The sequence below is a fragment of the Bradyrhizobium sp. HKCCYLS1011 genome (assembly GCF_051167795.1).
Classification (GTDB): Bacteria; Pseudomonadota; Alphaproteobacteria; order Rhizobiales; family Xanthobacteraceae; genus Bradyrhizobium.
On the sequence record NZ_JBNPTT010000008.1, the window covers coordinates 337,123 to 354,273 of the forward strand.

Genomic DNA, 17,151 nt, shown 5'->3' on the forward strand with positions numbered 1-17,151 from the left:
AGTTCGCGGCCTGGGCCCGTCACTCCGGCAGATCGTTCACTTGCTTCACCCAGGCGCGGACATCGGCGAGCACCGTCGGCAGCACGGCCTTCACCTCGGTGAAGGTCATCCCGGCCTTGATGCGAGGATCGTACAGCACATTGAGGATGTACTGGTCGTAGACATCGAAAAAGCCCATCGAGACATTGTCGTTGAACATGGTCCAGGGAACGCTCGATGTGTCGTTGATCGGGCCGAGCGACTGCAGCAGCTCCTCATAGGCACAGTCGAGGAAGACGAAATCGCCATTGTCAACGGTCAGGATCACGTCGGAATGCTCGATCTCGAAGGCGTCGTTCTTGCGGAAGCCGGAGAGGCATTGCGGATCGAGCGAGGTCTTGATTTCGCGCGCCCGCTCGCTGCCGTAGTCCTGGCTGATGGTGCGGTAGAGGTCGCGGTCGCGCACCAGCTTGACCCGGACGTTGGCGTCCTCGTCGGTCTCGGTCATGGCGATATCGAGATGCTGGATGCGCTTGCCGATGTCGCTCACGACCTTGGCAAGCTGCGCCTTGCGATCGGCGCGGCGGCCGTCCGCAAACACGCGCACTGGCACGTTGTATTTCCTGATCCGGTCGACCCGTCCGGCCAGATGGTATTCGGCACCGAACGCGGTCTTGAAAAAGCCCTCAATGATCTCGGCGTCGGTAAAGCTCTTCTTCTCGATTCGTTGTCGCGAGACAATGGCGGGAACGTCCCCGGCTGCTGCGGATAAAGCCGTGACCGGGGCAAGGAGGGCGGCGAACGCCGCCATCCGAAACATCCACCAGCTTCGGCTGCGCCTCGGCGCGGCCCCGTGGCATTGGTCCATATGTTAGTTCACGTGTGTTAGTTCTTGACGATGACCGTCGCGCCGACCGAGACCCGGTTGTATAAATCCGTCACATCCTCATTGGTCATGCGGAAGCATCCGGAGGACACGGCCTGGCCGATCGTCTCCGGTTCATTGGAGCCGTGGATCCGGTACAGTGTCGATCCGAGATAGAGCGCGCGGGCGCCGAGCGGATTCTCGATGCCGCCGCGCATGTGGCGCGGCAGGTCCGGCCGACGCCGCAGCATCTGGGAGGGCGGGGTCCACTCCGGCCATTCCTTCTTGGCCGTGATGCGATGCACGCCGCCCCAGCGGAAGCCGTCGCGGCCGACGCCGATACCGTAGCGCAGCGCTTCGCCGCCGCCCAGCACCAGGTAAAGCCGGCGTTCGGCCGTGTTCACCACGATGGTGCCGGGCGCGTAGTTGGTGGGGTACATCACGGTCTGACGTGGGATCGGGCTGACCCCGCTCTGGTAAAAATTCGGACCGCCGCCGAACAGATCGCGTGAATCGAAGAACTCCGCCCGCGCAAGGCCGCTGCTGGCGAACAGCGCCGCCCCGGCCATCGTCACAGCCGCAACCGCCGCACCAAAGGAACGCGTCATTTCAATCCCCCGACAAAGCCATCCAATGTACGCGGCAGACAGGCCATAAACTGCTGATTTTCGCAACCCACGGAGCCGTGACAGCGCGCGTTTCGCCGACCGCGTGACCGAAATTCCACGTCACAGGCGTGACCCCCTGGTTGTTCCAGAACGACGTTAGCCAAGCCTTATCGTTGTTTGCTCGGCCATGGCTGCAATGCAGCTCTGCCCTTTGACTGGGCTTGCGAACAATGATTGATCTGCGGTTCCTCAAACCCCAGCGGCCCTGAACGGAGCGGATGATGAACGGTGCGGAAAGTCTGGTGCGGACGCTGGTCGCCGGCGGTGTTGACGTGTGCTTCACCAATCCCGGTACCTCGGAGATGCACTTCGTCGCCGCGCTGGATCGGGTCGAAGGCATGCGCTGCGTGCTCGGCCTGTTCGAGGGCGTGGTGACCGGCGCCGCCGATGGTTACTTCCGCATGAAGGGCAGCCCGGCCTCAACGCTGCTCCATCTCGGCCCCGGCCTCGCCAATGGGCTTGCCAACCTGCACAACGCCAAGAAGGCGCGCTCGGGTATCGTCAACATCGTCGGCCAGCACGCGACCTACCACATCGGCTTCAATGCGCCGCTGACCTCGGACATCGAGGGCCTGGCGCGGCCGATGTCGGACTGGGTGCGGACCTCGCCGAGCGCCAAGGCGGTGGCCGCCGACGGCGCCGCGGCGATTGCAGCCGCGAAGAGCGCGCCGCCGCAGATCGCGACCCTGATCCTGCCGGCCGATACCGCCTGGAACGAGGCCGACGGCATCGCGACGGTTCCAGCCGAGACGCAGCGGCCGAGCTATTCGACTGAGGCGGTAGAGAAGGCGGCGAAGATCCTGCACGCCCATGGCCCCGAGACGCTGGTGCTGATGACGGCCAGCGCGCTGACTGAGCAGGGCCTTGCCTTTGCCCAGCGCATCGCCGGCAAGACCGGCTGCCGGGTGATGGGCCAGACCTACCATCCGCGCATGGCGCGTGGTGCGGGCCGGTTCTCGATCGACCGCATCCCTTACGTGATCGAGCAGGCGCTGCCGATCCTGAAGAACTACAAGCATATCGTGCTGGTCGAGGCCAATGACCCCGTCGCCTTCTTCGCCTATCCGAACAAGCCGAGCCAGTTGAAGGCCGAGGGCACCGAGGTGCACCGCATGACCGCCTGGGGCGAGAATTCGGTGGCGGCGCTGGAAGCGCTCGCCGACCATCTCGGCGCCAAGGCCTCCGATGTGCAGCCGCAAAAGCTCGCCGAGCTGATCAAGCCGACCGGCGCGTTGAACCACACCTCGATCGCGCAGGCGATCGCGTGCGCGATTCCCGAGAACGCTATTGTCGTGGACGAATCCATCACCACCGGGCGCGGCTTCTTCCCGCCGACTGCCGCAGCCAAGCCGCATGACTGGTTGCAGAACATGGGCGGCTCGATCGGCTTCTCCACCCCGGTCGCGACCGGGGCCGCGGTGGCCTGTCCCGACCGCAAGGTGATGTGCCTGGTCGGCGATGGCAGCGCCATGTACACGATCCAGTCGCTGTGGACGCAGGCGCGCGAGAACCTCAACGTGGTGACGGTCGTGTTCGCCAACCGGATCTACCAGATCCTGCGCGGCGAGTTCGACGGCGTCGGTGCCGGCGAGCCCGGCCAGCGGGCGCAGGACATGCTCAAGATCGACCGGCCGACGCTCGATTTCGTCGCCATGGCCAAGGGCATGGGCGTCCCCGGCCGGGCGGTCACGACCGCGGACGAGTTCAACAAGGCGCTCGCCGAGGCGAACGCGGAAGCCGGGCCGCGCCTGATCGAAGTGCAGATGTGAGACGAGGTTCGCGCGGCCGCAAATCGGCCCTCACATGGTGGCAGCGTCATGGTGGAATCACGCCGTGGCGTAACGTCATGGTGTGACGGGCAAATTCATCGGCACGTCGGCCGGTCCTCGGGCGGGGCATGCACTCTGAACTCAATCGACTGATTTCTGCGCTGCAGGAATTCTATGCGCGCGAGCGTTTCATTCTGGACCGCGATGCCGGGGAGCGCACGCTCACCCATCGGCTCGCCGTGCATGTCGAACGCAATTTCCTCGGCTGGGATGTCGATTGCGACTACAACCGGCTGGGCGAACGGCGGATGATCCTGCCGCGCGGCACCATCGTTTCCACCGACGATACGCTGGGCAAGTCAATCTATCCCGACATCGTCGTGCATCGCCGCGCCGTTCCGGAGAACCTGCTGACAATCGAGCTGCGCAAGGCAGCCAATCACCAGCCGGTCGAGCACGACCGGCACAAGCTGATGGCGCTGACCGACCCGCACCTCTGGTTCGCCTATTGGATCGGCGTGCTGCTGGTGCTGGATCGGACAGGGCTGAGAGGCGCGGAAGTCTATGCCGGCGCACGGCTGGATCGGCCACTGACGGCCTGGCTGGCCACCCGCCTGGTCCATATGGGCCTGTTGGCATCATGAGATTTGAGGGAGCTGAGATGAGGATGATCCATTCGAAGATGCGCATGTGCGCGGCGGGCGCCTTGGCCGCGCTTGTTCTTGCCGCATCCGCCGTGAAGGCGGAGACGCCGGCCGCGTCGTCGGCCGTCGACACGGCGGCCGAGGCTGTCCTGGCCAACGCCAACGTCCGCAAGACGCTGGACGACATCAAGGCGGCCGACGAGGCGACCTTTGCCGATCAGAAGACCATCGCTGCCGTGCCCTCGTCGCCCTACAAGGAAAAGGTACGCGCGGAGTACTATCTGAAGCGGATGCAGGAGCTCGGCTTCAAGGATGCGACGATCGACGCCGAAGGCAACGTGATCGCGCTGCGCAAGGGCACCGGCGGCGGGCGGCCGAGGCTGGTGGTCGCGGCGCATCTCGACACCGTCTTCCCCGAGGGCACCGATTTCACCGTCAAGGAGAAGGACGGCATGGTGTTGGCGCCCGGCATCGGCGACGACTCCCGCGGTCTCGCCGTGCTGCTCACGTTGATCAAGGCGATGAACAGCAACGGGCTCGCAACCGTCGGCGACATCATGTTCGTCGGCAATGTCGGCGAGGAGGAGCTCGGCAATCTGCGCGGCGTCAAGGCGCTGTTCCGCGACCACCATGACATCGACGGCTTCATCTCCATCGACGGGCTCGGCGTCTCCCGGATCGTCAACCAGGGCACCGGCAGCCACCGTTACGAGATGACCTTCAAGGGGCCCGGCGGCCATTCCTTCCAGGAGTTCGGCCTGCCGAGCGCGATCCATGCCATGGGCCGGGCGATCGCCAAGATCGCCGACCTGAAAACTCCTGCCGAGCCGCGGACCACGTTCACGGTCGGCACCGTCAGCGGCGGCACCTCGGTGAACGCGATCGCGTCGCAAGCCAAGATGGCGGTCGACATGCGCTCGAACTCGACCGAGGAACTGCTCAAGCTCGAAGCCCGGCTGCTCGACCTCGTCAAGCAGGCGGTCGCGGACGAAAATGCGCGCTGGGGCTCCGACAAGATCAGTGTCGATATCAAGCTGATCGGCGATCGCCCGGCGGGCGTCACGGCCGCAGAGTCGCCGATCGTGCAGGCGACGCAGCGCGCGGTCACCGCGGTCAGCGGCGTTCAGGCCAAGCTCGTGGGGTCTTCGACCGATTCGAACCAGGCGATGTCGCTCGGCATTCCCGCCATCACCATCGGTGGCGGCGGCGAGGGCGGCAACTGGCATTCGGTGAACGAGTGGTACCGCAACGTCAACGCCTACCAGGGCCCGCAGAACGCACTGCTGGCGATCCTGATGCTGTCCGGCCTCGACGGCGTCAGCAAGCCCGCGCTGCCCGTGCGGCAGGCAGGCAACTAAAATAGCCGCCGCCGGCTTCGCCCCGACAGCGGCGGCAGAGATAGGTGGCCGCTCCGTTCGGAGCGGCCATGGCGTTGCGAATGCTTACTGCTTCATCTCGTCGCCGGACGCCTTGCTCGACTTCTTCGATTTCTTCTTGGTCTTGCTCATCTTCATGTTGTCGCCCTTGCTCATGGTGTCACCGCTCTGCGCCGACGTGCCGGCAGCGCCGCCGGTCTTGTCTTGGGCGAAAGCAGTGGAAGACATCAAGGCAACGGCGGCCGCGGCGATGATCAGTTTGCGCATTGCGAAAAACCTCCATGGGTTGGAACCGGCGCACCATAACGGAACTTCGGCCGCGGCGTTCCGTCGCAGGGATCAGTTATTTGTGAGAGTTCCGCCATCCAAAAACCGCTTTGCGCCACCGCGCGGCGGGAACTGAGCTGCTTCTGTGGCGATTGTCTCAGGCGCAGAGACCCATGCGCACACGCGACGGAGGCGGACATGGATTGGCGAGCGGCAATGATCGCGCACGAACCGTCACACGAGGTGCGCGAGGATGATTTCGGTTATGCCGCCGGCTGGACCATCAGCGGCCTGGCGACGCTCGGGACCATCGTCGCCGTCTGGCTGTTTGCGATCTGATCGGGCGGCCTGTCAGACGCGGGCGCGCCTTCGGACAGACCGCCTACTTGGCCGGCGGGTGTGGAACGTCCTGATCCATCCTCAGCATCGCGCCTCTTCTTCGCCGCGCGGCGTTGTCGGTTGCCTCTGGAGTTCATCTTCCAGAATCAACTGCATGAAGACCAGATCCAGCCACCTGTCGAACTTTCGACCGACGGATCGAAGATGGCCGACCCTGGTAAAGCCGAGCTGCGCATGCAGCTGTAATGACGGCTCGTTGGTCGCTTCGATCCCGGCCACCATGACATGCTTGTTCATGGTGCGTGCACGCGAAATCAATTCACTGACCAGCGAAGAGCCGACGCCCAGCCGCCGCGCGGCGCTGTCGACATAAACCGAATGCTCGACAGTGTGGCGATAGCCGTCCCACGGTCTGAAGGCACCGAGCGACGCATAGCCAAGCACCTGGGAACGATCCGACGCGACCAAGACCGGGTAGCCGCTCTGTCTGCGTTCGACAAGCCAGGCAATCCGCCCCTCGAGATCAGAAGGCCGATCATTCCAGATCGCGGTCGTCTGCAGCACTGCATCATTGTAAATTCGCAAGATGGAAGCCGCGTCGGCTTCGGTGGCGTCGCGAATTTGTATGTCATGCATCGGCATCGCCGGCCTCTCAGGATCGCCCTGCGAATGTTGCATCCCGGCGAAGCGCTGCGCAATTCTCAAAGCAAGGGCGCGCGAATTCTCATATATTGACCGATTGTCAGGACAGACTGGTACCTGCGTTGCTTCTATGGAAGGCCCCTGGCAACGCTTCGGAGGGCGCGCTTATGAAGGATGAACTGGGAAAGGCGATCGGGGCTCGCCTCAAGCAGTTGCGGGTGAAGGCAGGTCTCAGTCTGAACGAACTCGCGGCCCGATCGGGCGTCAGCCGTGCCATGATCGGGCGAATAGAGCGCGCGGAAAGCAGTGCAACGGCGGCACTTCTCGGAAAACTTTGTGCCGCGCTCGATGTCACGTTGAGCGCCGTGATTGGTCTGACGGACCGGCCTCCTGAACGTCTCACCCGGAAAGCGGATCAACCGGTCTGGCGAGATCCAGAAACCGGATATCGTCGCCGTCATGCGTCCGCACTCAACGCGGCGAGCGGCATCGAGATCATCATGGTCGAGCTTCCTGAAGGAAAGCACGTGTCCTATAGCCCTTGGGGCAGGCGGGCCTATACGCAGCAACTGCTTCTGCTCCAAGGGCAGCTGACAGTCTTTGTCGGAGAAAAGCGCTTTGACCTCGACGAGGGAGATTGCCTCGACTTCGACGTCATGCGGCCGGTATCGTTCGAAAATTCAGGCCGCATGCCGGCAAACTACATGGTCGTCGTCAGACATTCCTAGGGACGTTTGCCGCAGCACCGGTCTCTGAGCCCCGCGATGTGAGGTGCGCCGACGCGGCGATACTTGCGGCCGAACTGCCGCCTTAGAGCGACAGATCGAGCAAGCGGCCCTCGAACACGCGATCGCGCGAGCCTTCGAGATGGCGACGCATCAGTTCGCGTGCGCGTTCGGAGTCGCGGGCGCGGATCACTTCGAAGATGCCCCGGTGCTCGGCAAAGACATTTTCCAGGCCGGCCTGCGCCTTCGCGATCGTATTCCCGTGGAATTTCATGCCCACATAGATGTGGTCCTTCAGCGCGGTCATCGAAGAGACGTAATAGTGATTGTTGGTCGCCTTCGCGATCGCAAGATGAAACCCGAAATCCGCATCCTCGCGATGCAGATGCGCGGTGGTCGCATCGCGCAGGAGGTCGAGCGCGGCAGCGATCTCGTCGAGGGCCTGGCCGTTCCAGCGCAACGCCGCCCAATAGGCGTGGTCGGGCTCGATCGTCAGGCGGAACTCGTAACAGCGTTGGATGTCGGCAATCGTTTCAACCGGCGCAAAACCGACGGCGGGCTGGTCCGCGCCGAGATCGGGACGGGCCACGACGAAGCTGCCGGCGCCGCGTCGCGAATAGATCAGCCGCTCGTCCTTCAGTTGCCGCAGGGCCTCGCGCACGATCGGGCGCGACACGAGATAAGTGGCCGCAAGCTCATGCTCGCTCGGCAGCTTCTGCTCCGGCCGCAGCTGACCTACGGAGATCTGCGTCCGGAGCGCCTGAAAAACGTTCTGCGCCAAAGGGCTGTGGCCGGCTCGCGCGCGATCCCCCCCGACGTTCTCATTCTCGACACTGCCAGCCATGCCCTGCGAATCCGAAGCCATTGGTGGCTGAAACCTAGCCAAACTTGTAAAGTTGTAAAACATAAAAGAAGGAGTAGCCCAAGATCTCGGCGGTCGGTTACATGTTTTACAAATTATTGACAAGTGCGCGCGTGACGCCTATTGGGCCGCAATAATGAGGGGCGGCTTGCGTCCGCCCTCGCGGGAGGCGGAGCAGCAATGGACGTCGGCACACCATTCGGCAGGGAAGGGGTGCGGTTGGCGCGCCTTCGCCTCGTTGCCGATGACCTGACCGGCGCGCTCGACACCGCGGCACAATTCGTAGCGGCCTTCAGCCCGATCAGCGTTCATTGGCGCGCGGTGGCGTCAACTTGCAGCATCGCTTTCGATACCGGAGCGCGCGAACGATCCGCCCCCGACGCCGAAGCGCTGGTCACGGAGCGGCTGGCGCTGGCGCCATTCGATCCTGCAGCGCTCCACTACGCCAAACTCGATACGCTGCTGCGCGGACATCCTGCTGAGGAGATCATCGCTTGGCTGCGGTTCGGCCGGTTCGAGCGATGCATCGTCGCGCCGGCCTTCCCGCATCACGGGCGGGTGACGCGCTACGGCATGCAATATCGCCGGCTGGGCGATGCATGGACCCCGGTCTCAACCGATCTCGCGACTGATCTCGGACGACGGGGATTTCACGTGGTGCGACGCCGCCCTGGCGAGGACGCGCTCGAGGGGATCAGTCTCTGGGATGCCGAGACGGATGCCGATCTGGACGCGATCGTCGCGGCCGGCCGGGCAGCGCGAACGCCGACCCTGTGGTGCGGCAGCGGCGGGCTCGCCGCCGCGCTCGCGCGCAGTCTCGGCGCGGCGCCATCGCGCGCGAAGGCAACTCTGACGGCTCCCGTGCTCGGCCTGTTCGGAAGCGATCAGGCCATCACGGCCGAGCAGGTCGAAGCCTGCGGCGCCGTCGCTCTGTGCGCTCGGGATGGCGGCACCGAAATGATCGCGGAGATCGGCAGGCGGCTGTCGCAGGACGGCGTCGCGCTCGTAAGGCTGGCCATTGCCGAGGGCTCGCCACGGCAGCAGGCAGCCGAGACGATTGCGCGCGAGTTCGGCCGGCTCGTGCGTGCGCTCACGCCGCCGTCGACACTGCTTGTCGCGGGTGGTGAAACCCTGCGGGCCGTCTGCGCGGCCCTGGAAACAGACCATCTCGAACTCGTCGGCCAAATCGAACCCGGCATTCCCCGCTCGGTCATGCGCGGCGGCCGGTTCGATGGCGTCCACGTCGTCTCGAAATCCGGCGCCTTCGGCGACCGCAACCTGCTGCGGCGTCTGCTGGCGCTCGACCCACCTCTCACAACAGGAGTTTCCCCATGACGCCGCAACTGGCGATCACGATGGGCGATCCGGCCGGCGTCGGGCCGGAGATCATCATCAAGGCGTGCAAGAAACTCGAAGACCGCATTCGCGCCGGTGAATTGCGCCTTCTCGTGATCGGGTCCAACGTCGCCCTCGAAGCCGCACGCGCCGCTCTCGGGACCGACATCGCCATTCCGGCGGTTGACGCGAGCGCCGGCGACTGGCCTGCGCTGGCCTGCCTGCAGGCGGCGCCCGAAGGCGGCTCCATCATGCCCGGAGTATTGTCGGTGGACGCCGGCCGCTTCGCCTATGAGGCGGTGGCGCGCGGGGTCGAACTGGCGCAGGCGGGCCGGGTCCACGGCATCGTCACCGCCCCGCTGAACAAGGAAGCGCTCAACAAGGCCGGTCATCATTTCGCGGGCCATACCGACATGTTGGCCCATCTGACCGGCGCGCGCGGCTCGGTGATGATGCTGGCGCACGGCAACATGCGCGTCAGCCACGTGACCACGCACATTGCGCTCGAAGAGGTGCCGAAGAGGTTGACGCCGGAGCGTCTGCGTTACGTGGTCGAGCTGACCGACGATGCGTTGCGTGGTCTTGGGCTGTCGCGCCGCCGCATCGCCATCGCCGCGCTCAATCCGCATGCCGGCGAAGGCGGCCTGTTCGGCCGCCAGGATATCGACATCAGCGCCCCGACCATCGAACGTTGCGTCGCCGATGGCTTCGATGTCGTCGGCCCGGTGCCGGGCGACACCGTGTTCGTCAAGCTGCGAGCTGGCCAGTACGACGCTGTCGTCGCGATGTACCACGATCAGGGGCACATCCCGGTCAAGCTGCTCGGCTTCAACGTCGACCCCGTCACCGGCACCTGGAATGCGCTGTCGGGCGTCAACATCACGCTCGGACTGCCGATCATCCGCACCTCGGTCGATCACGGCACCGCCTTCGATATCGCCGGCAAGGGCATCGCCAGCGAGACCTCGCTGATCGAAGCGATCGACTACGCGGTCAAGCTGGCCGCCGCCCGCCTCCAAGCCAAGAACTAAGTCAGGAATTGACAATGACCGCCTCTCTGTCTCAGCCGATCGATCTTGTCCGCCCGAAGCAGATTCTGTTCGGCTCCGGTGTCGCGGCGCGCGTCGGTCCCTGGGTCGGGCATCGTGACCTGAAGAAGGCCGTTGTCGTCGCAGATACGTTCAATGCGGCGCGAGTCGACGTCCTGCGGCTCGCCTGCGAGACCATCGTCTTCGATTCCTTCCGCCCCGAGCCAGATGCGTCCGATCTCGACAGGCTTCTGGCTGCGGTCGAAGACGCAAATCCCGATCTCATCATCGGCTTCGGCGGCGGCAGCGCCATGGATCTCGCCAAGCTCGCCGCGGTCCTGCCCGGCAGCGACCAGCATTTCATGGATGTCATCGGCCCGGACAAGGTCCATGGCCGCTCGCGCGCGCTGGTCCAGGTGCCGACAACCGCCGGCACCGGCAGCGAAGCCGGGACGCGCGCACTGGTCACCGATCCGAAAACGCTCGCCAAGCTCGCCGTGCAGAGCGACCACATGCTGGCCGATCTGGCCGCGGTCGATCCGGATCTGACGCTGAGCATGCCCCGTGCGATCACGGTCGCAACCGGCGTCGACGCGCTCGCCCACTGCGTCGAGGCGTACACCAACAAGAAGGCGCATCCGACCATCGATCTCTATGCGGCGGAAGGCATCCGCCTGGTCGGACGTTGGCTGCCCCGCGTGGCGGAGAACGGCGCCGACCGCGACGCGCGCGCCGGCATGGCGCTCGCCTCGCTGTACGGTGGATTCTGTCTTGGTCCGGTGAATACGGCGGGAGGCCATGCCGTCGCCTATCCGCTCGGATCGCGCCATCACATCCCGCACGGCGCCGCCAATGCGCTGATCTTCCCCCACGTGCTCGCCTTCAACGCCCCGGCCGTCCCGGAGCGCACGGCGACGATCCTCGGCGCGCTTGGCCTCGCGGCGAAATCCGATCCCGCCAGCGTATTCGCCGCGGCCCATAAATGGTGCGTCGATCTCGGCTGCGAGATGCGCCTGTCGGCGCTGGGTGTTCCGGCTGATGACCTTCCGACCATGGCGGATGAAGCTCATGCCATCCGGCGGCTGCTCGACAACAACCCGCGCGATCTCACGCGCGACGACATTCTCGCCATCTACCGCGCCGCCGCCTGAGGACAGGACCGAAGAAAAATGGCTAAGATTTCCGGACCATTCGTCGCCATCGTCACGCCGTTCGACGCCAATGAGGACATCGGCGAAGCCGCGCTGCGTCGGCAGGTCGAGCGTCAGGCGAAGGCTGGCAACGGCGTGTTCTGCGCCGGCACCAACGGCGAGTTCTACGCCTTGTCGTTCCAGGAAAAGGTGCGCGTCGCCGAAATCTGCGTGGACGCCGCCGCGGCGCGCATCCCGGTTCTCGCCCATATCGGCGAAATCTCCACGCACGAGACGATCGCGCTCGGCAGACAGATCGAAAAGCTCGACGTCAAGGCGGTGTCCGCCATCACGCCGTCCTTCGTCGCCTGCTCGCAGGCCGAACTGATCGCTCACTATCGCCGCGTGGCCGACGCGTTGTCGAAGCCGGTCTACCTCTACAACATCCCGGCGCGCACCGGGAATACGATCCAGCCGGAGACGGCGCGCATCCTCGCCGACCATCCCAACATCATCGGCATCAAGGACAGCGCGGGCTCGCAGGAAAGCCTCGATGCCTTTCTCGCCATCGCGCGCGAGCGCGACGATTTCGACGTGCTGGTCGGACCGGACTCGCTGGTTCTGCATGGCCTGCAGAATGGCGCAGCCGGCTGTATTTCCGGCCTCGGCAACATCTCGCCGGTCACGCTCAACGCGATTCACGCCTCCTTCGTGGCCGACGACGCAGCGGCTGCAGCCAGGCATCAGGACCGCTACTCGAGCTTGCGCAAGGATCTGTATGCGCACGGCTTCCCGCCGGCCATGGTCAAGCGCGCGCTGAGCCTCGCGATGCCCGAGGTCGGGGCAAGCCGCGCGCCGGTCCTGATTTCGCAGGAGGTCAACACGAAGGTCGCCGAGATTTCCAAGCGCTTTGCCGAACTGGTGGTCTGAACGGCTCATCGAACAAGAAAAAGGGGAGGATAGGATGAGAGATGTCGTGACGCCGCCTGCGGACTCGCTGGTGAAATCGACGAACGTACGTTGGATCGTCGGCGGACTGATGTGGTTGGCCATCGCCGTCAATTACATCGACCGCACTGTCCTGTCGGCGGCGGCGCCGCATCTCAGCAGGGAATTGTCGATCCCTGCCGACCAGATGGGTTTCATCCTCTCCGCCTTCTTCTGGTCCTACGCCTTGCTGCAAATTCCAGCCGGCTGGTTCGCGGACCGCTTCGGTCAGAAAATCGGTCTCGGCGCTTCGGTGGCCTTATGGTCGATCGCGACCTCCGCGACCGGGCTCGCCGCTGGGTTTTATTCGCTGTTCGCCATGCGCCTCGGGCTCGGGATCGGCGAGGCCGGGGCCTACCCCAGCAATGCGGGCATCGCGTCCAAATGGTTTCCCGACCGCGAGCGCGCGACGATCTCCGGGCTGTTCGACAGTGCGTCGAAGTTCGGAGGCGCGATCGCCATGCCGCTCATCGTCTGGCTCATCGCTCTGATCGACTGGCGCATGACCTTCGTTGTCATCGGGGCGATCGGCATGGTCTGGGCGATCGTCTGGTGGTGGTTCTTCACGGAGACGCCGGAGGCGCATCCGATGATGAACGAGTCCGAGGTCGATTACATCCGTGACAACCAGATCATAAAGCACGGCGAGGACAAGGCCATGCCGATGCGATGGTATGAGCTGCTGCGCTATCGCAACATCTGGGCGATGTGCCTCGGCTTCTTCACGATCAACTACATCTCGTATTTCTTCATCACCTGGCTGCCGACCTATCTGGTCAAGCAGAAGGGCATGGGCATGATGGAGATGGGGTTTGTGGCATCGCTGCCGCTCTTGTGCGGTCTGGTCGCCGAAATCGTCGCAGGCCTGTTGTCCGACCGCATCGTACGCTCCAAGCGGCTGTCGCTGACCGCAACGCGAAAGCTGTTCCTGATCGCCGGCCTGACCATGGCGTTGTGCATCGGACTTGCCGCGATCGCAGAGAGCGTATGGTTTGCCGTCGCCTTGCTGTGCATTGCCAAGGCCGGCACGACCGTCGCTGCCTCTCAGGTATGGGCGCTGCCGGGTGACGTCGCGCCGAAGAACATGACGAGCGTGGTCGCGGGACTGCAGAACATGGTGTCGAATTTCGGCGGCGTCCTCGGTCCGATCATCACCGGGTTCATCGTCGCGCAGACCGGGTCGTTCAACGCGGCGCTGCTGTTCTCGGCGGGCGTCGGATTCCTCGGCATCCTCAACTACGCCTTGCTGCTCGGCAAAGTCCGGCCGATCCAGGCCTCCATCTGATCGGCAGAGAAGAGAAGGATCTCGATCATGGCGTTGACCGTCGTCAGCCTCGGTGGCCCTGTCGCACCTGAAGGCGAGCAGATGCTGCGCGCTGCCGGCGTCATTTCGTTGCATACGGGCGCCTATCCGGCGAAGGCGGAGGCCGTCGATCTGCTCGCGTCTTCAGGCGCCGATGCCATCATCGTGCCGAATGTCGAGCGGATCGATCAGGACCTCATGACGGCGTCGGCGAAACTCAAGGTCGTCGCCAAGCATGGGGCCGGCACCAACGACATCGACCTGGCGGCGGCGAAGGCGCTTGGTTTGCCCGTCCTCGCCGCCGTCGGCGCCAATGCTCATTCCGTTGCCGAACACGCGCTCATGCTGATGCTTGCGCTGATCAAGGACGTGCGCAATCAGGATGCTTACGTGCGGGCCGGCGGCTGGGACAAGAAGACCTACTGCGGCGCTGAACTGCGTGGCCGGACGCTCGGCCTAGTCGGCATCGGCATGATCGGCCGGGCGCTGGCCGCGATGGTCCAGCCGATCGGGATGACCACGATATCCTATGATCCGTTCGCGCCCGCCGCAGCATTCGGCCCGCACGTGCGCAAGGTCGACACGCTCGATGAGCTTCTCGCGCAATCCGACGTCGTCAGCCTGCATTGTCCTCTGACACCGCAGACGCACGGTCTGATCGGCAAGCGGGAATTCGAGCTCATGAAGCCCGGTGCGCTGCTGATCAACACCGCGCGCGGCGAGGTCGTGAACGAGCCGGCGCTGGTCGATGCATTGGAGTCGGGCCGGATCGCAGGCGCCGGCCTCGACAGCTTCGCGGTCGAGCCGCCCGCAAACGAGCATCCGCTCTGGGCTCTATCGAACGTGATCGTGACGCCGCATTGCGGTGGCGTGACGGAAGAGGCACGGCGCCAGGTCTCGCTGATGACCGTGCGCAACGTGCTTGCGTTTCTGCGGGGCGACACGGTCGATCAGCATTGTTTCGCCACGCGATAGGCCCCGTAGGATCTCAATGAGGAGGATGGACCTATCGCTTTGACACGAGATTCTAGAGAACTTGAACAAGCAGAGCGCAGACGAAGCTCGTTACCAAGATAAGCGCCGCTACCAAGCTGACGAGGTCGACGGTCCAAGGGCTGGTGGTGCCACCAACGAGGTCCAGGTGGCAGGCATGGCTTTCGTCCCGATACGTGCGAAGGCGCATTGCAGTCTCCCGAACGTAAGTGGATTCGTTCAATGGCTCAGTCAGGCTGCGGTTCCTGAAAATTGCGTCCCGGCTGAAAGCTTGCGGTTCCGCGCGGCCGGGCGGGCGTGCCGCGCTAGGGCCTGAGCGAATGCGAAAGGAAGAACCGCAGCATCTCCCCCGTCGCGTCCGGCCCTTTGGGATCGGTATAGGAGCCGGCGGGACTGCCTCCTGACCAGGCGTGACCGGCGCCATGGATCGTCCAGTGCTCGGACGTCACCTGCCCGCTCGGGTCGGCAAGCATCGTCCGCGTGTAGGCATGGCCGCCTGGCACCTGCCCGCGGACCGACGTTCTCCCGCGCGTAGCTCCAGTCGATTGCGCGAAGATCCGATCGCCATTGTCCGGATGCACCGTGGTGTCGCGATCACCGTGGAAGATGATGGTCGGTACAGCTGATTTTGCCGCCATCAAGTCGGACCCGCCGCCTTGACGCATGGCGATCAGCGCGGACGGGAGGTCGCGTGCGGCCCCGCAGGCCAGGCCGGAATGAACCCCGACGGCAGCGTAGAGGTCGGGGTAGGTGGCGGCCATGACGGCCGCAGCCGCGCCGCCCGCCGACAGGCCACAGACATAGACACGCGTCGGGTCGATCGCATACTCCCGCATGATCTGGCGGGTGATGCCCGCGATCAGCGACGGCTCGCCACCATCGCGCTGCTGGTCGTCGCTGCGGAACCAGTTCCAGCATTTCGCCTGATTGGCTCCGCGCGGCTGTTCGGGATAGATCACGAAGCAGTTCTGCGCGTCCGCCAGGAAGTTCATCCGTGTGCCAGCGGCGAAATCGTCTGCCGACTGGGTGCAGCCGTGCAGCATGACGATCAATGGCAGTGCTTGTTCCTGACATCGGTGTGGCTTGAACAGCTTGTAGCTCCGGTGGCCGGCCGCATTGCTGAAGTGGCCTTCGACGAATTGGGTGCCCTCCGGCGCGATGTCCCGCATCGCGGGCGCGCGCCTGATCGGACCTCGCAGACCGAGGCTTGCGATGTCAGCGGTGCCCGCGCGCGACTGCCTCCGACTGTGAGCGGACTTGGTGTGAGCGGACTTGGCTTGAGCAGGCTTGGCTTGAGTAGCCGCGGACGGCTCAGGTTGGCGCGCACGCTCTGCGAGGCGCGTGGCCTTTGCATCGATGGTCGGCGGCTCGAGCCTTGCGGGCGTGGTCCGGGCAGGACTGGCGGGCGGCGCTGCCGGCGCGCTCGCGCCGCGCAGCATGCGCTGCAGCAGCGCGGTGGCCTCGACCAATTGGCCGGCGCGCGTCAGTCGCGTGGCCTCGCGGACGATATCTGGATTCAGCATCGCGTCACCTCATTCTGTCGGCAAGAGCAGCCTTGACCGCGGCACTCGCGTGCAGCGCGCCGAGCACCGAGACCGAAGCGATGGTGGCGCGGGCAAGTTCGGGCGTGACGTCAGGGGCAATGGTCGCAAGGCCCAGCACATTGATCTGCAGCATCTGGCCGCGGCGCTGCGCGGCTTCGAGATCCGCGCGGCTGTAATTCCGCAAGCCGAGGTCCAGGCTGTTGCGGACCGTCGACTGCTTGACGACGTCGGCGTGCCGCTCGAGCTGGTTCCGGATCGCCGTGCGAATGAAGTCGGTGCGGTTGGAATAGAACCCCTCCTGCACCATCAGATCGATCTGGCCGAGGTCGACATAGCCGAGGTTCACGGTGATTTTCTCGGTATCGGGCGCCTTTGGGCGCAGTTCGCGGATGTTGTCTGCCATGACATTGTCCATTTTGCCATCCACGGGGATGGTATATGGATGGCATATGGATGCTCTGGCGCGTCATTCAAGGGGGGGCTCCGAGGGGGCTACCATGGCAATGCTGCATTGAACTGCCTGGCAGATCGGAGCGCCGAGGCTTTGCGAGCGCCGCTAACGACTCTGCATGTCCAACAACGTCGCCGAACGCGAACTGCGCGCTGTCGCCGTCGGCTGCAACATCTGGACCTTCGCCGGCTCCAATGAAGGCGGCCGCCTATCTCGTTGTGCTCGCGCCGATCCCGAAGGGATC

General features: G+C 64.6%; 18 protein-coding genes and 1 pseudogene. 12 read left to right on the forward strand and 7 right to left on the reverse strand.

What is annotated here, in order from left to right; genetic code table 11:
* Positions 1-19: 19 nt before the first annotated feature.
* Together ACQR1W_RS27365 and ACQR1W_RS27370 are read right to left on the reverse strand one after the other, a co-directional pair.
* Positions 20-790: a DUF2927 domain-containing protein gene (locus ACQR1W_RS27365; RefSeq protein ID WP_434853712.1), complete on the reverse strand. Its 771-nt coding sequence runs from the start codon at positions 788-790 to the stop codon at positions 20-22.
* Positions 791-864: 74 nt separating this feature from the next.
* Positions 865-1,452 (reverse strand): L,D-transpeptidase, encoded by a 588-nt coding sequence (locus tag ACQR1W_RS27370; RefSeq protein ID WP_008968509.1) that lies wholly within the window; start codon positions 1,450-1,452, stop codon positions 865-867.
* A 281-nt stretch (positions 1,453-1,733) separates the two neighbouring features.
* Here ACQR1W_RS27370 and ACQR1W_RS27375 point away from each other — a divergent pair, with 281 nt between their 5' ends.
* From ACQR1W_RS27375 to ACQR1W_RS27385, 3 genes are all read left to right on the forward strand, one after another.
* Positions 1,734-3,281 carry an acetolactate synthase large subunit gene (locus ACQR1W_RS27375; protein ID WP_434853713.1) on the forward strand — a complete coding sequence of 516 codons (1,548 nt, stop codon included), beginning with the start codon at positions 1,734-1,736 and terminating at the stop codon, positions 3,279-3,281.
* 128 nt (positions 3,282-3,409) lie between these two features.
* On the forward strand, positions 3,410-3,925 hold the full coding sequence (locus ACQR1W_RS27380) for a hypothetical protein (protein ID WP_434853714.1): 516 nt from the start codon (positions 3,410-3,412) through the stop codon (positions 3,923-3,925).
* Positions 3,926-3,942: 17 nt separating this feature from the next.
* On the forward strand, positions 3,943-5,283 hold the full coding sequence (locus tag ACQR1W_RS27385; RefSeq protein WP_434853715.1) for a M20/M25/M40 family metallo-hydrolase: 1,341 nt from the start codon (positions 3,943-3,945) through the stop codon (positions 5,281-5,283).
* 84 nt (positions 5,284-5,367) lie between these two features.
* Here the strand turns inward: ACQR1W_RS27385 and ACQR1W_RS27390 are convergent, their stop codons facing one another.
* Positions 5,368-5,568, reverse strand: a complete 201-nt coding sequence (locus tag ACQR1W_RS27390; protein ID WP_008968504.1) for a hypothetical protein — start codon at positions 5,566-5,568, stop codon at positions 5,368-5,370.
* 198 nt (positions 5,569-5,766) lie between these two features.
* Between ACQR1W_RS27390 and ACQR1W_RS27395 the strand changes: the two genes are divergently transcribed.
* Positions 5,767-5,907: a hypothetical protein gene (locus ACQR1W_RS27395; RefSeq protein WP_434853716.1), complete on the forward strand. Its 141-nt coding sequence runs from the start codon at positions 5,767-5,769 to the stop codon at positions 5,905-5,907.
* An 81-nt stretch (positions 5,908-5,988) separates the two neighbouring features.
* On the opposite strand, the gene ACQR1W_RS27400 is transcribed toward ACQR1W_RS27395, so the two are convergent.
* Entirely contained in the window at positions 5,989-6,534 is a 546-nt protein-coding gene (locus ACQR1W_RS27400; protein ID WP_434853744.1) for a GNAT family N-acetyltransferase, read from the reverse strand.
* A gap of 182 nt (positions 6,535-6,716) precedes the next feature.
* Between ACQR1W_RS27400 and ACQR1W_RS27405 the strand changes: the two genes are divergently transcribed.
* Positions 6,717-7,277: a helix-turn-helix domain-containing protein gene (locus tag ACQR1W_RS27405; protein ID WP_434853717.1), complete on the forward strand. Its 561-nt coding sequence runs from the start codon at positions 6,717-6,719 to the stop codon at positions 7,275-7,277.
* A gap of 82 nt (positions 7,278-7,359) precedes the next feature.
* On the opposite strand, the gene ACQR1W_RS27410 is transcribed toward ACQR1W_RS27405, so the two are convergent.
* The gene (locus ACQR1W_RS27410; protein WP_434853718.1) at positions 7,360-8,118 is read right to left on the reverse strand and encodes a FadR/GntR family transcriptional regulator; all 759 of its coding nucleotides are present in this window, start codon (positions 8,116-8,118) and stop codon (positions 7,360-7,362) included.
* A gap of 198 nt (positions 8,119-8,316) precedes the next feature.
* Here ACQR1W_RS27410 and ACQR1W_RS27415 point away from each other — a divergent pair, with 198 nt between their 5' ends.
* From ACQR1W_RS27415 to ACQR1W_RS27440, 6 genes are read left to right on the forward strand one after another with little or no spacing between them, the layout of a single operon-like run.
* Entirely contained in the window at positions 8,317-9,471 is a 1,155-nt protein-coding gene (locus ACQR1W_RS27415) for a four-carbon acid sugar kinase family protein (RefSeq protein WP_434853719.1), read from the forward strand.
* Positions 9,468-10,502: a 4-hydroxythreonine-4-phosphate dehydrogenase PdxA gene (gene pdxA, locus ACQR1W_RS27420; protein WP_434853720.1), complete on the forward strand. Its 1,035-nt coding sequence runs from the start codon at positions 9,468-9,470 to the stop codon at positions 10,500-10,502. The genes ACQR1W_RS27415 and pdxA overlap by 4 nt, the downstream gene beginning before the upstream one ends.
* Positions 10,503-10,516: 14 nt before the next feature.
* Positions 10,517-11,650: an iron-containing alcohol dehydrogenase gene (locus ACQR1W_RS27425; protein ID WP_434853721.1), complete on the forward strand. Its 1,134-nt coding sequence runs from the start codon at positions 10,517-10,519 to the stop codon at positions 11,648-11,650.
* 18 nt (positions 11,651-11,668) lie between these two features.
* Positions 11,669-12,559 carry a dihydrodipicolinate synthase family protein gene (locus ACQR1W_RS27430; RefSeq protein ID WP_434853722.1) on the forward strand — a complete coding sequence of 297 codons (891 nt, stop codon included), beginning with the start codon at positions 11,669-11,671 and terminating at the stop codon, positions 12,557-12,559.
* A 34-nt stretch (positions 12,560-12,593) separates the two neighbouring features.
* On the forward strand, positions 12,594-13,901 hold the full coding sequence (locus tag ACQR1W_RS27435; RefSeq protein WP_434853723.1) for an MFS transporter: 1,308 nt from the start codon (positions 12,594-12,596) through the stop codon (positions 13,899-13,901).
* A gap of 27 nt (positions 13,902-13,928) precedes the next feature.
* On the forward strand, positions 13,929-14,894 hold the full coding sequence (locus ACQR1W_RS27440) for a hydroxyacid dehydrogenase (protein ID WP_434853724.1): 966 nt from the start codon (positions 13,929-13,931) through the stop codon (positions 14,892-14,894).
* Positions 14,895-15,217: 323 nt separating this feature from the next.
* Here the strand turns inward: ACQR1W_RS27440 and ACQR1W_RS27445 are convergent, their stop codons facing one another.
* A complete protein-coding gene (locus tag ACQR1W_RS27445) occupies positions 15,218-16,435 on the reverse strand; it encodes an extracellular catalytic domain type 1 short-chain-length polyhydroxyalkanoate depolymerase (protein WP_434853725.1) in 1,218 nt (405 codons plus the stop codon).
* Positions 16,436-16,439: 4 nt separating this feature from the next.
* Positions 16,440-16,859: a CopG family transcriptional regulator gene (locus ACQR1W_RS27450; protein ID WP_008974279.1), complete on the reverse strand. Its 420-nt coding sequence runs from the start codon at positions 16,857-16,859 to the stop codon at positions 16,440-16,442.
* A gap of 157 nt (positions 16,860-17,016) precedes the next feature.
* Between ACQR1W_RS27450 and ACQR1W_RS27455 the strand changes: the two are divergent.
* Positions 17,017-17,115 (forward strand): annotated as a pseudogene (locus ACQR1W_RS27455) (IS66 family transposase); the annotation flags it as partial.
* Between the last annotated feature and the right edge of the window lie 36 nt (positions 17,116-17,151).

What these genes read in the sequence shown, in the direction of transcription:
- ACQR1W_RS27365 (WP_434853712.1), bottom strand. Translation starts at nt 790, where the DNA reads ATGGCGGCGTTCGCCGCCCTCCTTGCCCCGGTCACGGCTTTATCCGCA.
- ACQR1W_RS27370 (WP_008968509.1), bottom strand. Translation starts at nt 1,452, where the DNA reads ATGACGCGTTCCTTTGGTGCGGCGGTTGCGGCTGTGACGATGGCCGGG.
- ACQR1W_RS27375 (WP_434853713.1), top strand. Translation starts at nt 1,734, where the DNA reads ATGAACGGTGCGGAAAGTCTGGTGCGGACGCTGGTCGCCGGCGGTGTT.
- ACQR1W_RS27380 (WP_434853714.1), top strand. Translation starts at nt 3,410, where the DNA reads ATGCACTCTGAACTCAATCGACTGATTTCTGCGCTGCAGGAATTCTAT.
- ACQR1W_RS27385 (WP_434853715.1), top strand. Translation starts at nt 3,943, where the DNA reads ATGAGGATGATCCATTCGAAGATGCGCATGTGCGCGGCGGGCGCCTTG.
- ACQR1W_RS27390 (WP_008968504.1), bottom strand. Translation starts at nt 5,568, where the DNA reads ATGCGCAAACTGATCATCGCCGCGGCCGCCGTTGCCTTGATGTCTTCC.
- ACQR1W_RS27395 (WP_434853716.1), top strand. Translation starts at nt 5,767, where the DNA reads ATGGATTGGCGAGCGGCAATGATCGCGCACGAACCGTCACACGAGGTG.
- ACQR1W_RS27405 (WP_434853717.1), top strand. Translation starts at nt 6,717, where the DNA reads ATGAAGGATGAACTGGGAAAGGCGATCGGGGCTCGCCTCAAGCAGTTG.
- ACQR1W_RS27410 (WP_434853718.1), bottom strand. Translation starts at nt 8,118, where the DNA reads ATGGCTGGCAGTGTCGAGAATGAGAACGTCGGGGGGGATCGCGCGCGA.
- ACQR1W_RS27415 (WP_434853719.1), top strand. Translation starts at nt 8,317, where the DNA reads ATGGACGTCGGCACACCATTCGGCAGGGAAGGGGTGCGGTTGGCGCGC.
- pdxA (WP_434853720.1), top strand. Translation starts at nt 9,468, where the DNA reads ATGACGCCGCAACTGGCGATCACGATGGGCGATCCGGCCGGCGTCGGG.
- ACQR1W_RS27425 (WP_434853721.1), top strand. Translation starts at nt 10,517, where the DNA reads ATGACCGCCTCTCTGTCTCAGCCGATCGATCTTGTCCGCCCGAAGCAG.
- ACQR1W_RS27430 (WP_434853722.1), top strand. Translation starts at nt 11,669, where the DNA reads ATGGCTAAGATTTCCGGACCATTCGTCGCCATCGTCACGCCGTTCGAC.
- ACQR1W_RS27435 (WP_434853723.1), top strand. Translation starts at nt 12,594, where the DNA reads ATGAGAGATGTCGTGACGCCGCCTGCGGACTCGCTGGTGAAATCGACG.
- ACQR1W_RS27440 (WP_434853724.1), top strand. Translation starts at nt 13,929, where the DNA reads ATGGCGTTGACCGTCGTCAGCCTCGGTGGCCCTGTCGCACCTGAAGGC.
- ACQR1W_RS27445 (WP_434853725.1), bottom strand. Translation starts at nt 16,435, where the DNA reads ATGCTGAATCCAGATATCGTCCGCGAGGCCACGCGACTGACGCGCGCC.
- ACQR1W_RS27450 (WP_008974279.1), bottom strand. Translation starts at nt 16,859, where the DNA reads ATGGCAGACAACATCCGCGAACTGCGCCCAAAGGCGCCCGATACCGAG.